The sequence below is a fragment of the Paenibacillus camerounensis genome (assembly GCF_000723885.1).
Taxonomy (GTDB): Bacteria; Bacillota; Bacilli; order Paenibacillales; family Paenibacillaceae; genus Paenibacillus_AQ; species Paenibacillus_AQ camerounensis.
Map to the genome: position 1 here is coordinate 43108 of NZ_CCDG010000021.1, position 18315 is coordinate 61422.

Annotated in this window: 14 protein-coding genes; 10 read left to right on the top strand and 4 right to left on the bottom strand. The window is 50.2% G+C overall.

Translation table 11 applies throughout. The features are described 5' to 3' along the window. Positions 1-26 precede the first annotated feature (26 nt). From BN3772_RS08115 to BN3772_RS08125, 3 genes are read left to right on the top strand one after another with little or no spacing between them, the layout of a single operon-like run. Positions 27-1310: a hypothetical protein gene (locus BN3772_RS08115; RefSeq protein WP_042198573.1), complete on the top strand. Its 1284-nt coding sequence runs from the start codon at positions 27-29 to the stop codon at positions 1308-1310. Next, entirely contained in the window at positions 1303-2001 is a 699-nt protein-coding gene (locus BN3772_RS08120) for a response regulator transcription factor (RefSeq protein WP_042198575.1), read from the top strand. The genes BN3772_RS08115 and BN3772_RS08120 overlap by 8 nt, the downstream gene beginning before the upstream one ends. Further along, positions 1998-3437: a sensor histidine kinase gene (locus BN3772_RS08125; protein ID WP_042198577.1), complete on the top strand. Its 1440-nt coding sequence runs from the start codon at positions 1998-2000 to the stop codon at positions 3435-3437. The genes BN3772_RS08120 and BN3772_RS08125 overlap by 4 nt, the downstream gene beginning before the upstream one ends. Positions 3438-3547: 110 nt before the next feature. On the opposite strand, the gene BN3772_RS08130 is transcribed toward BN3772_RS08125, so the two are convergent. Continuing rightward, the gene (locus BN3772_RS08130; protein ID WP_042198580.1) at positions 3548-4771 is read right to left on the bottom strand and encodes a glucose-1-phosphate adenylyltransferase; all 1224 of its coding nucleotides are present in this window, start codon (positions 4769-4771) and stop codon (positions 3548-3550) included. A 217-nt stretch (positions 4772-4988) separates the two neighbouring features. Between BN3772_RS08130 and glgB the strand changes: the two genes are divergently transcribed. The 3 genes from glgB (at position 4989) to BN3772_RS08145 (ending at position 8850) form a co-directional block, all read left to right on the top strand. Next, positions 4989-6917, top strand: a complete 1929-nt coding sequence (gene glgB, locus BN3772_RS08135) for a 1,4-alpha-glucan branching protein GlgB (RefSeq protein ID WP_042198582.1) — start codon at positions 4989-4991, stop codon at positions 6915-6917. A gap of 32 nt (positions 6918-6949) precedes the next feature. Then, on the top strand, positions 6950-8374 hold the full coding sequence (glgA, locus tag BN3772_RS08140; RefSeq protein ID WP_042198583.1) for a glycogen synthase GlgA: 1425 nt from the start codon (positions 6950-6952) through the stop codon (positions 8372-8374). 227 nt (positions 8375-8601) lie between these two features. After that, positions 8602-8850 carry a hypothetical protein gene (locus BN3772_RS08145; protein WP_042198585.1) on the top strand — a complete coding sequence of 83 codons (249 nt, stop codon included), beginning with the start codon at positions 8602-8604 and terminating at the stop codon, positions 8848-8850. A 182-nt stretch (positions 8851-9032) separates the two neighbouring features. On the opposite strand, the gene BN3772_RS08155 is transcribed toward BN3772_RS08145, so the two are convergent. Both BN3772_RS08155 and BN3772_RS08160 read right to left on the bottom strand, forming a co-directional pair. Next, positions 9033-9584 carry a DUF4334 domain-containing protein gene (locus BN3772_RS08155; protein WP_042198589.1) on the bottom strand — a complete coding sequence of 184 codons (552 nt, stop codon included), beginning with the start codon at positions 9582-9584 and terminating at the stop codon, positions 9033-9035. A 46-nt stretch (positions 9585-9630) separates the two neighbouring features. After that, positions 9631-11388: an alpha-glycosidase gene (locus BN3772_RS08160; RefSeq protein ID WP_042198592.1), complete on the bottom strand. Its 1758-nt coding sequence runs from the start codon at positions 11386-11388 to the stop codon at positions 9631-9633. A 545-nt stretch (positions 11389-11933) separates the two neighbouring features. Here BN3772_RS08160 and BN3772_RS08165 point away from each other — a divergent pair. The 4 genes from BN3772_RS08165 to BN3772_RS08180 all read left to right on the top strand — a co-directional run bounded on the left by BN3772_RS08165 (position 11934) and on the right by BN3772_RS08180 (position 15880). Continuing rightward, positions 11934-12752, top strand: a complete 819-nt coding sequence (locus tag BN3772_RS08165) for a transporter substrate-binding domain-containing protein (RefSeq protein WP_042198594.1) — start codon at positions 11934-11936, stop codon at positions 12750-12752. Between the two features lie 102 nt (positions 12753-12854). Then, on the top strand, positions 12855-13514 hold the full coding sequence (locus BN3772_RS08170) for an amino acid ABC transporter permease (protein ID WP_042177263.1): 660 nt from the start codon (positions 12855-12857) through the stop codon (positions 13512-13514). After that, positions 13501-14223 carry an amino acid ABC transporter ATP-binding protein gene (locus tag BN3772_RS08175; RefSeq protein WP_042198597.1) on the top strand — a complete coding sequence of 241 codons (723 nt, stop codon included), beginning with the start codon at positions 13501-13503 and terminating at the stop codon, positions 14221-14223. Before BN3772_RS08170 ends, BN3772_RS08175 begins: the two co-directional genes overlap by 14 nt. 127 nt (positions 14224-14350) lie before the next feature. Beyond that, complete coding sequence (locus BN3772_RS08180; RefSeq protein ID WP_042198599.1) at positions 14351-15880, top strand: Ppx/GppA phosphatase family protein; 1530 nt, start codon at positions 14351-14353, stop codon at positions 15878-15880. Here BN3772_RS08180 and ppk1 read toward each other — a convergent pair. Beyond that, a complete protein-coding gene (gene ppk1 / locus BN3772_RS08185; protein ID WP_086074460.1) occupies positions 15828-17942 on the bottom strand; it encodes a polyphosphate kinase 1 in 2115 nt (704 codons plus the stop codon). The two genes, BN3772_RS08180 and ppk1, sit on opposite strands and share 53 nt — an antisense overlap. Positions 17943-18315 lie beyond the last annotated feature (373 nt).

Genomic DNA, 18315 nt, shown 5'->3' on the forward strand with positions numbered 1-18315 from the left:
ATGAAACAAGGAAAGAGTGATGAAGCTTGAAGCGAAGTGTTGCTAGACGTCTGGCGGCAGCTGTTCTGTCATTGTCCGTACTGTCGGGATGTACCTTCATCAGCGATCCTGTTTCAAAGATGAAGGCGCCTGAGCTGACCGCCGATAAGGCTTCCCTGATGACAGCGATCAAGTCGCAGATGCCGGCCAGCGCTACGCTAATCCGGCCTGCCGGAGAAGATGACAGCTCGATTTTTACAGAGGATCTGGACAAGGACGGCACATTGGAGACGCTGGTGTTCTATTTAACCGAGAATGAATCGGTTCTGATTCACGGCATGATCCTGGAGAAGACAGAGGATGGCTGGGTGAAAAAGCTTGATTTCGACGGTGACGGCAATCAGCTGGAGTCGGTTGAGTTGAGAGATGTGACTGGTGACGGGAAGCTGGATATCATAGCCGGCTATTCGCGCGGCGTGGAAAAGGGAATGGTTGTCTATACCTATTCCGGCGGTGAGCTGGAGGAGGTGCTGTCACAGCCTTATACCAGATTTATGATAGACGATCTGAACGAGGATGATATTGCCGACATTACGGTGGTCTATTTTAAACGCAATGAGCTGAACAAAATAACAACCTATCAGTTTGACGACGGCTTCAAGGTATTGGACCAGCTTGATGACCTTGACCCTTATTTTAATAATTATTACAATATTGTCTCAGGTAAAGTGGCAGAGAATAAAGAAGGTATTGTACTGGATGCGGCGGTGGATTCCCGGTCGGCTTATACCACTGTGGTTGTGATGGAGAACAATAAGCTGCGGGTAGTTATTCCGGGCGATGCCAAAACGTTTAAGGACAGAAAGATTGCCAGCGAGGATATCGACGGCGACGGCATTATCGAGATTGGCATGCTGGAGCCGCCGGGCGGGTGGGATTACTTTGACCCGGAAGCTATTCCTTACTTCACCTCCTATTATAAATGGGACGGTAAGGACGGGCTGAGCTTTACTGCGCAGAAGTACCGTGATCCGTCAGACCGCTTCGTGATTGATTTTCTGCCGGAGTGGCACGGCAAGATTACGGTGGATACCAAATCCGTACAGGATAAATCACTGAAGTTTATCATGTCGGACACGGGCGAGACGGTCGTAGAGGTAACATTCTTTACCCAGCAGGAATGGGACCGTGTCAAGAACAGCGGCTGGAAGGTGCTCAGCAGGGACATGGACAAAATTATCGGCTACCGGGGTGAACTGGTACAGAGCACGGGCGGGAGCGACAGCGATAAAATAACCGCTCCAATGGAAAGGAAGGGAATCGATGAGTAAAGTACTGATACTGGAGGATGAAGAATCCATCCGCAGTTTTATTGTAATCAACCTGAAACGTAACGGCTTCGAGGTGCTGGAGGCAGCTGACGGTAATGAGGCGCTGCACAAGCTGACCACCGTGCCTGATATTGATATTGCCTTGCTGGATGTGATGGTTCCGGGTATCGACGGCTTTGAGGTCTGCCGGCGCATCCGTGAGACCAATGAGCGTCTCGGGATTATTTTTCTGACTGCCAAGGTGCAGGAGCAGGATAAGGTCTATGCGCTTTCCGTAGGGGCTGATGATCATGTCAGCAAGCCGTTCAGCCCGACCGAGCTGATTGCGCGCATTCAATCGCTGCTGCGCCGGGTGAATGTCCACCGTGAGCAGTCGGCCAAGGTATCCTTTCACTCGGGCCCGTTTACGCTGGATCTGATCTCCAAGCAGTTTAAACGCAGCGGGGAACCAATTGAGCTGACGCCGACAGAATTTTCTCTGGTGCAGTTTTTCCTGGAGAAAGAGAATACGCCGCTCAGCCGCGACTCCCTGCTTGACCATGTCTGGGGCAAGGAGTATATGGGTGATCCGAAGATCGTCGATGTGAACATCCGCCGGCTGCGCCAAAAAATTGAAAACAACCCGTCTGAGCCTGAATATCTGCAGACTGTATGGGGACACGGCTACAAATGGAAAGGTCAGGTACAATGATAAAGAAGGGGATGCGCAGACAGATCGTACTGCACTATATTCTTGTAGTCTTTGTAGCGCTTCTCCTGGTCGAGGTTATCTTCCTGCTGGCGATCCGGACGTATTATTATGACAGTGTATACAGTAAAATTACGACCAATATCGTCACAGCTGAAGGCTTCGTGAAATTTAAGTTTTCAGGTGAACGGTCGCCCAACCAGATGCAGCAGGTGCTTGAGCTTTTTGGATTGGAGTATACAGAGCTGGAGGTGCTGTCCACCAGCGGGGATATCCTGGCCAGCTCGACCGGCTTTCAGCCTGACCGTACCATTACGACAAGTGATGTACCGGAGGCGGTAGGCGGCAGCATCGGTAAATGGATTGGCAGACAGGCAGGTACGAATGAAAGCGTGATGGCAGTCTCCAAGCTGATTCAGGTGAACACCCGTGACAAGTATGTAATCCGTTATCTTACCTCCATGGAGCGGATAGACAAGGATCTGCTTAACCTCACCCTCGTATCCATCGGTATCGGTGCGGCTGTTATGGTGATCGTTGTCCTGTTCAGCTTCGGTCTGGCGAACTCGATCGTCAAGCCGCTGAACAATATTACCGCGGTCTCAGCGCAGATGGCGAAGGGCAGGTTCAACGCCCGGATTAAGGGAGATTACAAATATGAAATCGGCGATCTGGCAACTACGCTCAATTACATGGCAGATGAGATCATCCGCAGCAATCAGATCAAGGATGACTTTATTTCCTCTATCTCCCACGAGCTGCGGACTCCGCTGACCAGCATCAAGGGCTGGAGCGAGACGCTGATTTCAGGCGGATACGATCCGGAGGAGACGAAGCTCGGCATGGGAATCATCTCTAAGGAAAGTGACCGTCTGATCGGGCTGGTGGAGGAAATCCTGGACTTCTCCAAGCTGCAGCAGAATGAAATGAAGCTGTCCATTGTATTGACAGACATCAGAGTAGTGCTGCAGGAGACGATTCTGAACATTTGGGCCAAGGCAGAGAAGAAGCGGATTCACCTGGTGCTGGAATGTGAGGATTCCGTCTACATCAAGGGTGATCCCAACCGGCTCAAGCAGGTATTTCTTAATCTTGTGGACAATGCCGTCAAATTTTCTCCGGAGGATTCCAGCATCGTCCTGTCCGCACAGCGTTTGTCGGGATCAGAGATGGCTGTTATAGTCAGAGACAGCGGGATCGGAATCAGCGAGGCCCATCTCTCCAGAGTGCGGGACCGGTTCTTCCAGGTGGATGCCTTGAACGGCGGAACCGGTCTGGGGCTGGCAATTTCCCAGCAGATTGTTGAGCTGCATCAAGGTAAGCTGGAGATGGACAGCGAGCTCGGCAAAGGCACACAGGTAACGGTAATTCTGCCGCTGACCGATGAGCGTCCGCCGGCCCCAGAGCAGCCGCATAGCGTAGATGATTACGAATTATAGAATGCAGGCAGCAAATAGTAATGAAGGCATATAAAGAGGGCAGCAACAGGGTCTGGATGACCCTTATTGCTGCCCTTTTATATTACGTGGTGTATGATGGACAATGAGGCTTAAGAGGGAAGACCTTCAGCACGCAGTCTGCCGGTTTTCTCATAAACTTCCTGCAGCAGGCGTGAAGGCTGGGTCCGGATAACCGGCTTAGCAGCCACAATCTCATTAGGGCCGACCACAACAATATTGTCAGGGCTGCCTTTGATGACGGCTCCGTCCTTTATGACGGCTCCTTCACCGATAATGGCATTCTCAATCAGGACACCGCGCCCGATATGAACACCCGGCATTACAATGCTGTGATGGACTCTGCTGAGCTTGCCGATTTCTACGCCGCCAAAGATTACTGAGCGCTGCAGGCTGCCTTCGAGCAGGCAGGTCTCATTAACGAGGCAGTCGTCAGAATGTGCAGGAATACGTGATTTTACAGCTGAAGGCTTATTCCGGCGTGCCCGGCTGTACATCGGCCACTGAGCGTTATCCAGCTTGAAGCCGTTGTCTGCCTGCAGCAGATCCATGTGCGCTTCCCAGAGGCTGTCAACCGTACCTACATCTCTCCAGTAGCCCTGGAAGCGGTACGCGAACAGATCGTCATTGTTGCCAAGCATCGCCGGGATCACATCCTTGCCGAAATCATGGCTGGAGGAAGGGTCTGCCGCATCACGCAGCAAATGGTCCTTTAGGTAAGCCCATTCGAACAGATAGATACCCATCGACGCCAGATTGCTCTCGGGCACTTTAGGTTTTTCGGCGAACTCAGAAATTTTCAGCTCGTCGTTAACATTCATCACGCCAAAACGGCTCGCCTCATCCCAAGGCACCTCCATGACCGAAATCGTCGCCTTGGCGGATTTGCTGATATGATAATCCAGCATTTTGCGGTAATTCATATGGTAGATATGATCGGCAGAGAGGATCAGCACATGCTCCGGATTTTGGCTGTCAATAAAATCGATGTTCTTATAGATGGCATCAGCTGTTCCGGTGTAAGTGTCGCGTCCGTCCACACCGGATGGCAGCAGTCTGACACCCTGATCAGGTCTAGCGTGCAGCCCCCATGGCTCCCCTGAACCAATATGCTGATGTAAAGAGTTAGCTTCATACTGCGTCAGTACACCTACAGTATCAATACTTGAATTTACACAGTTGCTGAGGGGAAAGTCAATGATTCTATACTGTCCTCCGAAAGGGACTGCAGGTTTAGCCATCGTGGTGGTTAAGGGGGCCAGTCTGCGGCCTTCCCCGCCAGCCAGCAGCATGGCGACACATTCTTTTTTACTCATTTGTTATCCCTCCCGTTTTTTTGTCAATGCTTGTAATATAAACTCCCAACAAGCGCTTGAAACGACATAAGTGAAATATATTGATGTCCTGCTGTAAACATTACAATTTTATTTTCTTAGTTCAGAAAAACCTGTTTTTTCCTTAAAACACATTTTCAAATGCAGGACATTCGGGTAATGTTATAGGTGCATCTTATATAAAAAAGGTGGTGATGATTTGCCTGACATACCAAAAACAGTAAACCTCCCGTCAACTGAAGATATTTATCTGTTCCATGAGGGCACAAATTACCGCAGCTATACGATGCTGGGCGCGCACATTGCCGCTGAAGACGGGATGAAGGGCGTACGCTTTACCGTGTGGGCTCCTCATGCGACATATGTAGGACTGGCTGGTAATCATAATGCCTGGGACGGAACACTAGAAGAGGACTCGTTCATTAAGATACCCGATTCAGGATTTTGGAGTCGTTTTTTTCCGGGAATGGAGCCGGGAACTTTTTACAAATACAGGATTATCGCAGCTGACGGCGAAAGCTTCCTGAAGGCAGATCCCTTTGCCTTTAAATCCGAAGTAAGGCCGGCTACGGCGTCGGTGGTTACGGATCTTAGCGGCTACCAGTGGGGAGACAACCAGTGGAGACGCAGGAACAAAGCTCCTTATAACGGACCGATGAATATTTATGAAATGCATTTCGGCACCTGGAAGCAGAAGGAAGACGGCGAATTCTATACTTATAAGGAAATGGCCGGTCTGCTGATTCCCTATTTGGTGGAGATGAGCTATACACATGTTGAATTTATGCCGCTTGCCGAGCATCCTTATGATTTGTCCTGGGGTTATCAGGGGACAGGCTATTTTGCCGCCACCAGCCGCTACGGTGAACCCCAGGAGCTGATGTATCTGATTGACCAGCTGCACCAAGCCGGCATCAGCGTCATTCTGGACTGGGTACCGGCGCATTTTGCCAAGGATGCACACGGGCTAAGGATGTTTGACGGATCGCCGCTGTATGAATATGCCGATCCGCTGCTGGCCGAAAAGCCCGGCTGGGGCACGTTGTCCTTTGATTTCAGCAAACCGGAAATTTTCTCTTTCCTTATCTCCAATGCGCTCTTCTGGTACGACGTATACCACATTGACGGTATGAGAGTGGATGCGGTAACCAGCATGCTGCGTCTTGATTTCGAGAAGCAGAGCCACCAGTACAGACGCAACGTTAACGGAGGGCTGGAGAATCTGGAGGCGATCCGGTTTATCCAGCAGCTGAACAAGACGATTTTTCATTACTATCCAAAAGCATTGATGATGGCTGAGGAATCCAGCGCCTGGCCTGGAGTCACTGCTCCGGCGCACGAAGGCGGGCTGGGATTCAACTATAAATGGAATATGGGCTGGATGAATGACACCTTAGGTTACATAGAACATGATTTCGGGGGTCGTCCCTATCATCATAATTTGTTGACCTTTCCGATTGCCTATGCTTATGCTGAGAACTACACGCTGCCTTTATCCCACGACGAGGTTGTACACGGCAAAAAATCGCTGCTGGACAAAATGCCAGGCACCTACGAGCAGAAGTTCGCAGGCCTGCGGCTGCTGCTGGGCTATCAGATCTCCCATCCCGGTAAAAAGCTGCTGTTCATGGGCGGTGAATTCGGGCAGTTTATCGAGTGGAAGGATCAGGATCAGCTGGACTGGCTGCTGCTGGATTATGAGGCTCACCGCCGGATGCTGGCCTATACAGCTGCGCTTAATAAGCTCTATGTAACCGAGAAGGCGATGTGGGAGCTGGACCATGATTTGGAGGGCTATCAGTGGATTTATGCGGACGATAACCATCAGAGTGTGCTTTCGTACATCCGCAGAGGCAAAAAGCCGGTGGATACACTGGTTATTATTGCTAATTTTCAGCCGGTGGAACGGAAAAATTACCGGATAGGCGTTCCGCGTCCTGGCACGTATGAAGAGATTTTCAGCTCGGAGACGGCTGAATTCGGCGGTTCAGGTTATCATAACGGGCCAATGAAGAGCTCGAAGAAAGAATGGCATAACCAGGTGAACAGCCTGGAGCTGACAATTCCGCCGTTAAGCTTTTTGGTGCTAAAGAAGGCTGGACGCAAGCCTAAAGCCGTTTTGGAATAGAGAATCCGTACATTTTAAAGGGGGAAATCTGCATGAAATTATTATTTGCTGCTGCTGAAGCCCATCCGTTTGTCAAAACGGGAGGCCTGGCTGATGTCATTGGAGCTTTGCCCAAAGCACTGAAAGGTGCGGGAGTGGATGTACGGGTGATTTTGCCCAAATATAAAGGAATTCCGGAAGTATACACAGCTCAGATGGAGCATGTGGCCGTAGTGGATGTGCCGGTTGGCTGGCGCAGCCAGTATTGCGGGATTGAACGCATAATATTCGAAGGGATTCCGGTCTATTTTATCGACAACGAGTATTATTTCGGCAGGGACGGCATTTACGGGTATATGGATGACGGCGAACGCTTTGCCTTCTATAACCGGGCTGTGCTGGAATGCCTGCCGGCCATTGATTTTCAACCGGATGTGCTGCACTGCCATGACTGGCATGCGGCGGTTATTCCAATGCTGCTGAAGGCACATTACCGTCACCTGGAATTCTATAGCGGAATGCGCACTGTGTTCACCATTCATAACCTGCTGTACCAGGGTGTGTTCCCGTATTCTGTGCTCGGGGAGCTGCTCGGCCTGGATCACAGCTATTACGACAGTGTTGAATACTACGGTAACATCAATTACATGAAGGCCGGGATTGTGCACAGTGATCATGTCACTACCGTCAGTCCGACCTATGCCGAGGAAATCCGCACACCATATTACGGCTATGGGCTTGACGGGCTGCTGAACCACCGGGCTGAGAGTCTGAGCGGGATTGTTAACGGAATCGATACTAAGAGCTATAACCCTAATACGGACAGTAAGATCTTTACGAAATACCGTTCGAATCTGGCCAAAAAAGCGGAAAATAAGCTCGGTCTGCAGCAGGAGCTTGGGTTGCCGGTCGCACCTTACATCCCTATGGTAGCAATGGTTACCCGTCTGGTGGACTCCAAAGGCCTGGATTTGCTGACCCGGGTGCTCGACGAAATCCTGTACTACGACGATATTCAGTTCGTTCTTCTTGGTACAGGGGATGAAACGTATGAGCGCTGGTTCCGGGAAGCGGCATGGCGTTATCCGACCAAGCTGTCCTCACAAATTCTGTTCAATGATGCATTATCCCGTAAAATATATGCGGCCAGCGACATCTTCCTGATGCCGTCCAAATTCGAGCCGTGCGGCATCAGCCAGCTGCTGGCGTTACGTTATGGCAGTATTCCGGTTGTGCGCGAGACAGGCGGGCTGAACGATACCGTCCAGTCCTATGTTGAAGAGACGGGGCAGGGGAACGGCTTCACCTTTAAGGATTATAACGCCCATGATATGATGTTCACCCTCCGCCGGGCCGTCTCCCTCTATCACAAGCCGGAGCACTGGAAAAAGGTTACTAAGAACGCCTTCGCCGGTGATTACAGCTGGAACGTCTCAGCCCAGCAGTACATTGATATTTACAATAAAATAAGTGAATAATGGCTGACCGTGCATCCTTGTCCGGTTGTGCACACAACAAACACTCCGCAAAGATTAGACTTTGCGGAGTGTTTTGGTTTTTGAGTAAGGAGTTGAAGCATCTGGATTAAATAGAAGGGTGATAGTGGTAGTGAAGGGGGGAGTTAATGGAGGGATTGAAATGGAAAGTCCTTTTTAGGCGGTTGTCTTAGTGTTAATTGGGTGTGATAAAGGGAATAAGCACATTAATGGGAAAAGTCCCTTTATTATTAGCATCTTTTAAGATCGACGGGCGAATCAAGGGCAAAAATGTCCTTGATTTCAGCCTAAACGGTGAAATGGGCGAAATGAAGGGTATAAATGCCTTTGAATTCAGCTTGAACGGTGAAATGGGCGAAATGAAGGGCATAATTGCCTTTGAATTCAGCCTAAACGGTGAAATGGGCGAAATGAGAGGCATTTTTGCCTTTAATTATCTAGCCCAACCGGGTAACTAACATTATCCAGTAACCAACCACCAGCCCGCCTCAACCCAACATTATCCAGTAACCATCCACCACCAGCCCGCTCGAACCCACCATCAGCCAGTAACCAGCCACCATCCCGCCCCAATCCATCCATCAGCCTGTCAACAAACACACCCGCCCACCCGGCGCTGTACATCATCGCCACGGACCACCTAACTCGTCACCCTCTGCAAAATAAAAAAGTAGCCCAGCTCCTGCTGGCTTTTGGAATCCATTACGCCAAGCAGCGTATCTGCATCAATCCGCCGAAAATGGTCAATGATCGCCTTCTGGTCGTAGACCATGGAGGCACTGACCTTACCGCGGTATTCAATCATCCGCAGCCGGGCTTTACTGGAACGGGTTCGGATGAAGGGTGAGACCAAAGCGAAGAGCGGCCCGACTATCCGCTGCGGGATAAGCTGAAAGGGCAGGTTAAGCGGAATGAACCCGGGATTTGCGGTAAACAGCCTGCCGTTTTTCTTTTTGAAAATTAGCGGGTGGACCGTCTCGGCATCCTGGAATCCTTTACCGTACCAGCCCGTCAAACTAAGAAGACCATCCATGGGATGTCCTGAGGTTAGCTCACTACCGCACCAATTGCCCCATAACTGCTCCATTTCTGCAGGCTCAAGCTGATCAAACCAGCTGAATGCTTCCTCCTGGGTCAGCTGGCCTTTTTGTATGAATAGCTCATGTATATCGTTTGCGCTAACAGGTGACACAGCTGCTCCCCCTGATGAAATAATACTAAGGTAAATGAATTATAGTTTAGACTGTATACTGCTCCAGATTTCTTTTCAGAATGCGGTATCCGTACGGATCAAGCGAGATATTCATCATTCCATTATCCGGGATAACCTGCTCGCCGGTCAGCGCATCCAGCCAGTCGTCGGTCTCCATCGGATGGCTGAGTATGCGGGGCACCGGAGAATTGTTCATCCAGACTGTAAAATGAATAAGCTCGTCGGCCCGTTCATACACAATGCAGGGATCGTTCTCGCAGGCCTGGAGGATGCGGAAACGTCCCTCACGCAGCGCTTTGTGCTGCTTACGCAGCGCAATCATCATCCGGTAGAAATCATACAGCTCCCGGTCCTGCTTCTCCACATCCCATTCCATACATTTACGGCAGTCAGGGTCTTCATGGCCGGTTAAGCCGATCTCGTCACCGTAATAAATGCAGGGTGTCCCCATGAATGTAAAAAGAAACACAACCGCGAGCTTGAGCCGCCGTTTATCTTCACCGACTACCGTCAAAAGGCGGGGCGTGTCATGGCTGCCTAGCAGATTGAACACAACTTCGTTCGTCTGCTGCGGGTACCTCATTAGCAGGCTGCCGATTCGGTGACCAAAGGTAATTCCGTCCATGCCGCCGTTGAAGAATTCCAGCACGGTACCGGAAAAGGGATAATTCATAACGGAGTCGAACTGGTCGCCCAGCAGCCAGGTGAGGGAGTCGCTCCATACCTCGCCTACGATGTAGGCATCCGGATTGGCAGCCTTTACGACCTTGCGGAAATCACGCCAGAAATGATGATCCACCTCATTCGCCACGTCCAGCCGCCAGCCGTCCACCTTAATCTCCTTAATCCAGTATTCCGCTACTTCAAGCAGATAGTTTTTGACTTCGCGGTTTGCGGTATTGAACTTCGGCATATTGCCAAAAAAGCCGAAAGTGTCATACGACGGAATACCGTCGACAATTTCAGCCGGGAAGCTGTTCATGTGGAACCAGTCTTTGTAAACAGAGTACTCTCCTTTTTCCAGAACGTCCTGGAACGGGGGGAACTGGTCACTGCAATGGTTGAACACAGCATCGAGCATTACACGGATACCGCGGCTGTGGCACTCTTTAACGACCTGCTTCAGCAGCTCATTGTCGCCGAAATGCGGATCAACTTTTTTATAATCTACAATGTCATATTTATGGTTGGAGGGGGAGACGAACAGCGGCGTGAAATAAACGGCATTTATACCGAGCTCGTGCAGATCATCCAGATGGTCCAGCACACCCTGCAGGTCCCCGCCAAAAAAATTGTGGTACGCCGGCTTGCCGCCCCAAATCTCCGTACCTTCCGGATCGTTGGAGGCATCACCATTTGCGAAACGCTCCGTCATAATCTGATAGAATACAGCGTCCTTGGCCCATTTGGGCACCTGGAACAGGTCAATCTGATGAATATAAGGAAACTCATAGAAATGGGCCGGCGGATGCGGACATTCCGAACGTATGCTGTTGTCCAGCAGGTACACATTATCCGTCCCTTTACTGACACGAAAGGTGTAGCTGAGGCGCTTATATTTGGGCCTGACGGCGCACTCCCAATAATCGAATTTATCGTCCGAAGCTGCTTTGTCCATCATAATTTCGTAACAAGTATGCTCCCAGTCATATTTGTCCCCGGTAAGGGCTGTAACACAGTCCACATCATCCCTTTTGGTGCGTACACGCAGATGTATAGTCTTGGCATCGTAAGCATAGGCCCACTTATCGCGGGGCACATGGTACATAGCTTCCAAAAGCATGAAAGCACCTCCTAAAAGTTTTGTGAGCATGGCTACCAGAGATACATCGTACAAAACTGTCTTCGGAAGCATAAGCTTAGTTTTGTGAGCATGGCTACCAGAGATACGTCGTACAAAACTGTCTTCGGAAGCATGAGCTTAGTTTTGTGAGCATGGCTACCAGAGATACGTCGTACAAAACTGCCTTCGGAAGCATGAGCTTAGTTTTGTGAGCATGGCTACCAGAGATACGTCGTACAAAACTGCAGTCGGAGTATACACTTGCTGGTGATCTGGCTTCATAAGCTTTAGGTAAATATTACCACGTGCATGCCGGCTGTGAACCAGCCCGGTTAATTTGTCAGCTGCTGGAGATAGTAGTAGTATACCCCTCTTTTCCTGGAATGTGCAAAAGCGTGGGGCCGTCACGAAACTGATAGCGTTTTCCTGTCAAATAAGCATTTGCTGATAAAAAATGTCTTTGCATATTCATGCGCAGTGATTTATAATAAATCGGTCAAAGTACAACATAGATAACATAATGAGAGAATAGGGGAGATATAAAGATGAAAAAATGGGGTAAACTTTCACTGGGTATGCTGCTTGCGGCTTCACTTCTGGCAGGCTGCGGTAACAATAATAATAATGCGGCTACAACTGACAACGCTGCAGGCAATACCGGAGCTGCCGCTACTAAGACTCTGACACTGGGCACCAGTGCAGACTTCCCGCCTTACGAATTCCACAAAGTCATCGACGGTAAAGATACCATCGTAGGCTTTGATATTGATATTGCCAAGGACATTGCTGCTGATATGGGCGCTGAGCTCGTGATCAAGGATCTGCCGTTCGATTCCCTGCTTAACGAGCTGTCCAGCGGCAGAATTGATCTGGTTATTTCCGGCCTTAGCCCGACAGAAGAACGCAAAAAAGCTGTTGATTTGTCTGATATCTACTACAAAGCAGAGCAGGCGGTAGTTGTACGTGAAGCCGATAAAGATAAATATGCCACTATGGATTCCCTGAAGGGAGTCAAAATCGGCGTTCAGACCGGTTCCATCCAGGAGGACATTGCCAAAGGAATCGAAGGCGCACAGCTGACCTCCCTCGGCAAAATCTCTGAAATCGTCCTGCAGCTGAACTCTAACCGCGTTGACGCTTCTATTATGGAAGGACCGGTAGCCAAATCCTTTGTCAAAAATGTTGACGGACTGGTTATTACCGATGCCAAGCCTGAGGTTGAAGATGACGGTTATGTAATCGGCGTGAAGAAGGGCAACACAGAGCTGCTTGACCAAGTGAATACTACATTGACCCGCCTGAACTCCGAAGGCAAGATTGACGAGTATGTAGCGGCAGCAAGCGAGCTTGCTGAGAGCGAATAAGTTTCTAATATAAGTAAACATTGCTCTTTAAGTAGAAAATAGCGGTAATACGCTGTTTTCTATTTTTTTGAAAAGGATAGGAAGAGGAGGTTTTGCCGTCAAATGGATATTTTGAATATGGCTTATGAATACCGCAATTTTTTCTTTGCAGGATTAAAGTATACCTTGCTGCTGGCTGTGCTCGGCGTATTCTTCGGCTTCGTGCTGGGGATTATCGTCTCGCTGCTGCGCATGTCCAAATGGAGAGTGCTGCGTTTTATTGCAACCGCCTGGGTTGAATTTTTACGCGGAACGCCAATGCTGGTACAGCTGTTCCTGATCCATTACGGCCTGCCGGAATTCGGCCTGGAGTTCTCGCCGATTCAATCGGGGGCGATTACCCTAACGATCAACAGCTCGGCTTACCTGGCAGAAATCTTCCGCGCCGGTATTCAGGGCGTGGACAGGGGCCAGGTGGAGGCGGCGCGTTCGCTTGGGATGAAGCAAGGGATGACCATGCGCTACATTGTGCTCCCACAGGCACTCAAGAATGTGCTTCCGGCGATCGGGAATGAATTCATCACGATTATTAAAGAATCCTCCATTGTGTCGATGATCGGGGTAGCGGATCTGCTCTTTCAGGCGAGAACCATTACGACGATTACCTATGAAGGCTTGACGCCGCTGGTTGTCATTGCTGTCATGTATTTTGTACTGACATTTACCTTGTCCAAGCTGCTGGGTATACTCGAACGGAGGCTGAATACTGATGATCACCGTTAAGAATCTGCAGAAGCATTTTGGCAAGCTGGAAATTCTCAAAGGAATTGACCTGGAGATTAAGAAAGGTGAGGTGGTTGTTGTTATCGGTCCAAGCGGATCGGGTAAAAGCACCTTCCTGCGCTGTCTGAACCTGCTGGAGGAGCCGACCGGGGGCGAGATTACCTTTGAAGGCCAGTCCATTACCGGCAAGAAGCATGACATCAATCAGACCCGTGAAAAAATGGGCATGGTGTTCCAGCAGTTCAACCTGTTCCCGCATATGTCTGTGCTGCAGAACATTATGCTTGCCCCGCAAAAAGTGAAAAAGCAGCAAACTGCGGAAGCCCAGAAGATCGCCGTTGATCTGCTGCGCACCGTAGGCCTTGAGGACAAACGTGATGCCTATCCGGCACAGCTGTCCGGCGGACAGAAGCAGCGTATTGCAATTGCCCGCGCACTCGCGATGCAGCCGCATGTAATGCTGTTTGATGAGCCTACCTCGGCGCTTGACCCGGAAATGGTCGGTGAAGTTCTGGAGGTAATGAAGAAGCTGGCTGAGCAGGGCATGACCATGGTTATTGTTACTCATGAGATGGGCTTTGCCCGTGAGGTGGGTGACCGCATCCTGTTTATGGACGGCGGATACATCGTTGAGCAGGGCACTCCGGCAGAGGTATTCGGCAATCCGCAGCATGTACGGACCCGGGATTTCTTAAGTAAAGTGCTGTAATAAAGCGATAACGGCCCCTGGAGGATAATCCGGGAGCCGTTTTTTTTGGCTTATTATTTTGGCGGGCGGGCTATTGGGTGATATAGTATAACAAATGGCCAATCAACTTGAAAAGGAGTATATACAGATGAGAGATGAACTATGCCGGATTGGCATCATTGATATTGGTTCCAACTCTATCCGACTTGTAATCTATGATACAACCCCGGAAGGAGGCTACAAAATAATCAAGGAGTGCAAGTACTCTGCCCGTCTGAGTGAAAAGATTACCAAGGAAGGCAGACTGGAGCGGAAGGATATGGATACTGTTATTCCGGTTCTGCGCCAGTTCAGGGAGATCTGCAGTGCCTTCGGTGTAGAAAAAATCCGCGCCGGAGCCACAGCAGCAATCCGGAATGCTGCCAACTCCTCTGAAATTATAGAGTACTTGTCCTCAAACTCCTCGATTACAATTGAGATTATCAGCGGCTATCAGGAGGCCTACTTCGGATTTCTGGGGGTTATCAATGCCTCAGACGTGCAGGACGGATTCGTTATTGATATTGGCGGGGGCAGCACGGAGATTACGCTGTTCCGCGGACGCCGGTATCAGCACAGCATCTCTTTCCCTTTTGGTGCAGTCAATACGAATCTGCTCTTCAGCCACAACGGGAACTGGAACGCAGAGCAGATCAAGAAGCTTCAGGCCTATGTGACCGGAAGACTGGTTGAGCATGACTGGCTGGGAACAGGCGCCGGGCTCCCGCTCTACGGCCTTGGAGGTACACTCCGGTCCCTTGGTAAGCTGGATCAGAGGAACAGGGATTATTCGCTGCCGAATTCACACGGCTACACCTTATCTGCTGAAACGGTCAACCGGTTTATGGAGATTCTTCCCGCGACGCCTTTTGATAAGCGCAAGGATCAGGACGGGCTGTCCAAGAGCCGTGCTGACATTATTGTGTCCGGGCTAATTATCTTCCATACCGTGTATCACTATATCGGGGCAAGCCAGGCGGTCATCAGCGGCGAGGGGCTGCGTGAAGGGATGCTGCATGATCTCCTGCGGCCGGAGCAGCCCGTGCGCGACAGTGCGCTGGAATTCAGCCTGGATACAATTGTCCGCTTTGACATTCACACCTCCAAGCAGCATTTGGATCATATTCATAAGCTGGCATTGCGTTTATTTAGCGCTTTTGAACCGGGAGGAGACCGGGCAGAGCAGGAGATGCTCATCTATGTCTCTGTGATGCTGCATCGTACAGGCTCTAATATTAACTACTACCAGTCCAAGCGGCATACCCGCTACTGGCTGATGAATTCACCGATCCGCGGCCTGACACACCGCCAGCTGATCCTCTGCGCAATGATTGCTTCGTACAGCACAAAAAGCCGGAAGCAGAAATTGTCCCTGGCGCATAAGGACATTTTACTGGCTTCCGACGAAGATCTGATTCATAAGCTGGGAACACTTGTGCAGCTTAGCATTGCGCTGGACAGTACCGAGATCGGCATCATCCGCGATCTAAGTGTCCGCCTGCACGGCGGAACACTGGATCTGGAGCTGCACGGCACGACAACTGTGCTTATCGGCCAGGAGGACATTGAGAACGCCCTGAAGGCGTTCAGGGCTGCTTGGTCGGTGAAGGTAAAGCTCGGCTACTTTTCCAGCGTCTAACATCCATAGCGGCGAACTGGCTCCGGAACGGGGCCTTTTTGTCGTCCGGACGCTCATAGTATCCGTTTGGCTGGAGAAAGCTTGCTTTCATGTTGTCCTTGAGCGACATATCCAGCACCTTTACAATCTGCTTCTTGATAACGGTGTCCTTCACCGGGCACATCAGCTCTATCCGCCGGGTGAGGTTGCGGGTCATCCAGTCGGCGCTGGACAGATAAATTTCAGGATCGCCGCCGTTCTCAAAGTAATAGATGCGGGAGTGCTCCAGGAACCGGTCCACAATGCTGCGTACTGTAATCCGCTCACTGAGGCCTTCGATGCCCGGACGGAGGCAGCAGACGCCGCGAACAATCAGGTCGATGGATACTCCGCTCTGGGCCGCGCTGTACAGGCTGTCTATGACCTCCTGGTTGGACAGGGAATTCATCTTGGCAATAATCCGTGCCGGCCGTCCGGCAGCGGCATGCTCGGCTTCGCGCATAATCAGCTTCTGCAGCGACAGGCTCATATTGGTTGGGGCAACGATAAAAGCGTTCCAATTATAGTTGGCCGAATAACCGGTCATCTGGTTGAACAGCTCGGAAGCATCAAGGCCGATTTCGCCATTCGCTGTAAACAGGCTGAGGTCGGTATAAGCCTTGGCGGTGCTGTCATTATAATTTCCCGTGCCGACGTGGACATAACGGCGCAGCTCGTTGCCTTCCTGGCGGACGATAAGCGTGACTTTGGCATGTGTTTTGAGGCCCATAAGACCATAGACAACATGACAGCCTGACTGCTCCAGCTTGCGCGCCCAGGCAATGTTGCGTTCCTCGTCGAACCGGGCTTTTAGCTCAACCACGACAGTAACCTGTTTGCCGGACTCGGCAGCATGGGCAAGCGCAGCAATCAGCGGAGAATTGCCGCTCACGCGGTACAGTGTCATTTTGATGGCCATTACATACTCGTCTTCTGAAGCCTGGGTGATAAAATCAACCATGGCGTCAAATGATTCATAAGGATGGTAGACAAGCACATCACGCTCACGCAAAACCTCGAAGAAATCCTCATTCTCATCAAATTCTGCCGGATACAGCGGCTCAATCGGGGAATCGAACAAATAATTGAAGCCCTTCAGGCTATTTGCGAAGCCGCGCAGAAACCCGAGATCCAGCGGACCGTCAATTTCAAATACGAAATCCTCCAGTTCGAATTCAGCCTGCAGCTGTTCGAGGGCATACGGATGGATGCCTTTTTGAACTTCAAGGCGGGCCGGTACGCCGCGACGGCGTTTGCGCAGCTCCTTTTCAATCTCCTCCAGCAGATCCTCCGCGCCTTCCTCATCAATGGTCAGATCGGAATTACGGGTTAGACGGAACTCATTGACCGCTACAGGCTCGTAACCGCTGAACAGGGTCTGGATATGATGGCGGATGACATCTTCAATGAAAACGAACTGGCGTTTTTTACTGTTAGAGCGGTGGGGCAGAGGAATACATCTGGGCAGACTAGACGGAATTTGCAAAATAGCAAAGTAAGGCTCTTCATCCTGCGTGTTCTTGCGGGTAAGCACAACGGCCAGATAGATGAACTGGCTGTGAACAAGCGGAAACGGCCGGCTCTGGTCAACAGCCATCGGTGTCAGAACAGGGAAAATGATATCACGGTAATACTGCTCAATAGACTGCTCCTGCGCATGGGTGAGATCCTCATAATTGACGAATACAATGCCTTCTTTGTGCAGATTCCGGGACAGATCACGGAAGGTGCGGTACTGGTCGGCGATAATTTTAGTAACACGTTTGATAAGGCGTTTGTATAAGCCCGAGGGCGTATATCCCGTAAAATCCTTTTTGGTGTAGCCTGCCCGGATCTGATCCTGAATACCCGCAACACGGACGCTGATGAACTCATCCAGGTTGCTTGATACGATTGCCAGAAATTTAGCGCGCTCCATCAGCGGATTCTCAATATCCTGCGCTTCCTGCAGTACCCTGCGGTTAAATTCAATCCAGCTCAGGTCCCGGTTAAGATATGCGGTTGCAGGACCGCTTTGTATGTTCTTTTTGTCATCTGTAATCACGTTGATAGACCCTCCAAGTATGCTTCAGTATCTTATAAAAACCTTATTCTATTATTCTACTATTTGCAAAAGCGAGAAATGTTAACTCTGTGTAAAATTTTTGACGGCTGGCTGACGGACTTTCTAATAAATTTATAAATTCATTTGAATTTATGATCAGTAAGTAATAAATATCGTCCTCCAAACCGTGAAGGTTATCGTATTTCTAACAGAATGGTAACATTTTCATAGGCATTGGTTACAAAATTGTGATATATTCGTTACTGTCAGTTAACAAAGCACTGCACTTTAGATGCCGGATAAGATGAAGGTACGTAAGTCCAGAGTTACTTCGGTGTGAGAAAGGGAAATTCCTGCACACCCCATTAATGAA

Excerpts from the sequence above, each read along its gene's own strand:
- BN3772_RS08130 (WP_042198580.1), bottom strand. The coding sequence starts at position 4,771 with ATGAGTAAAAAAGAATGTGTCGCCATGCTGCTGGCTGGCGGGGAAGGC.
- BN3772_RS08160 (WP_042198592.1), bottom strand. The coding sequence starts at position 11,388 with ATGCTTTTGGAAGCTATGTACCATGTGCCCCGCGATAAGTGGGCCTAT.
- BN3772_RS08125 (WP_042198577.1), top strand. The coding sequence starts at position 1,998 with ATGATAAAGAAGGGGATGCGCAGACAGATCGTACTGCACTATATTCTT.
- BN3772_RS08175 (WP_042198597.1), top strand. The coding sequence starts at position 13,501 with ATGATCACCGTTAAGAATCTGCAGAAGCATTTTGGCAAGCTGGAAATT.
- BN3772_RS08180 (WP_042198599.1), top strand. The coding sequence starts at position 14,351 with ATGAGAGATGAACTATGCCGGATTGGCATCATTGATATTGGTTCCAAC.
- BN3772_RS08170 (WP_042177263.1), top strand. The coding sequence starts at position 12,855 with ATGGATATTTTGAATATGGCTTATGAATACCGCAATTTTTTCTTTGCA.
- BN3772_RS08145 (WP_042198585.1), top strand. The coding sequence starts at position 8,602 with ATGGGAAAAGTCCCTTTATTATTAGCATCTTTTAAGATCGACGGGCGA.
- BN3772_RS08165 (WP_042198594.1), top strand. The coding sequence starts at position 11,934 with ATGAAAAAATGGGGTAAACTTTCACTGGGTATGCTGCTTGCGGCTTCA.
- glgA (WP_042198583.1), top strand. The coding sequence starts at position 6,950 with ATGAAATTATTATTTGCTGCTGCTGAAGCCCATCCGTTTGTCAAAACG.
- BN3772_RS08120 (WP_042198575.1), top strand. The coding sequence starts at position 1,303 with ATGAGTAAAGTACTGATACTGGAGGATGAAGAATCCATCCGCAGTTTT.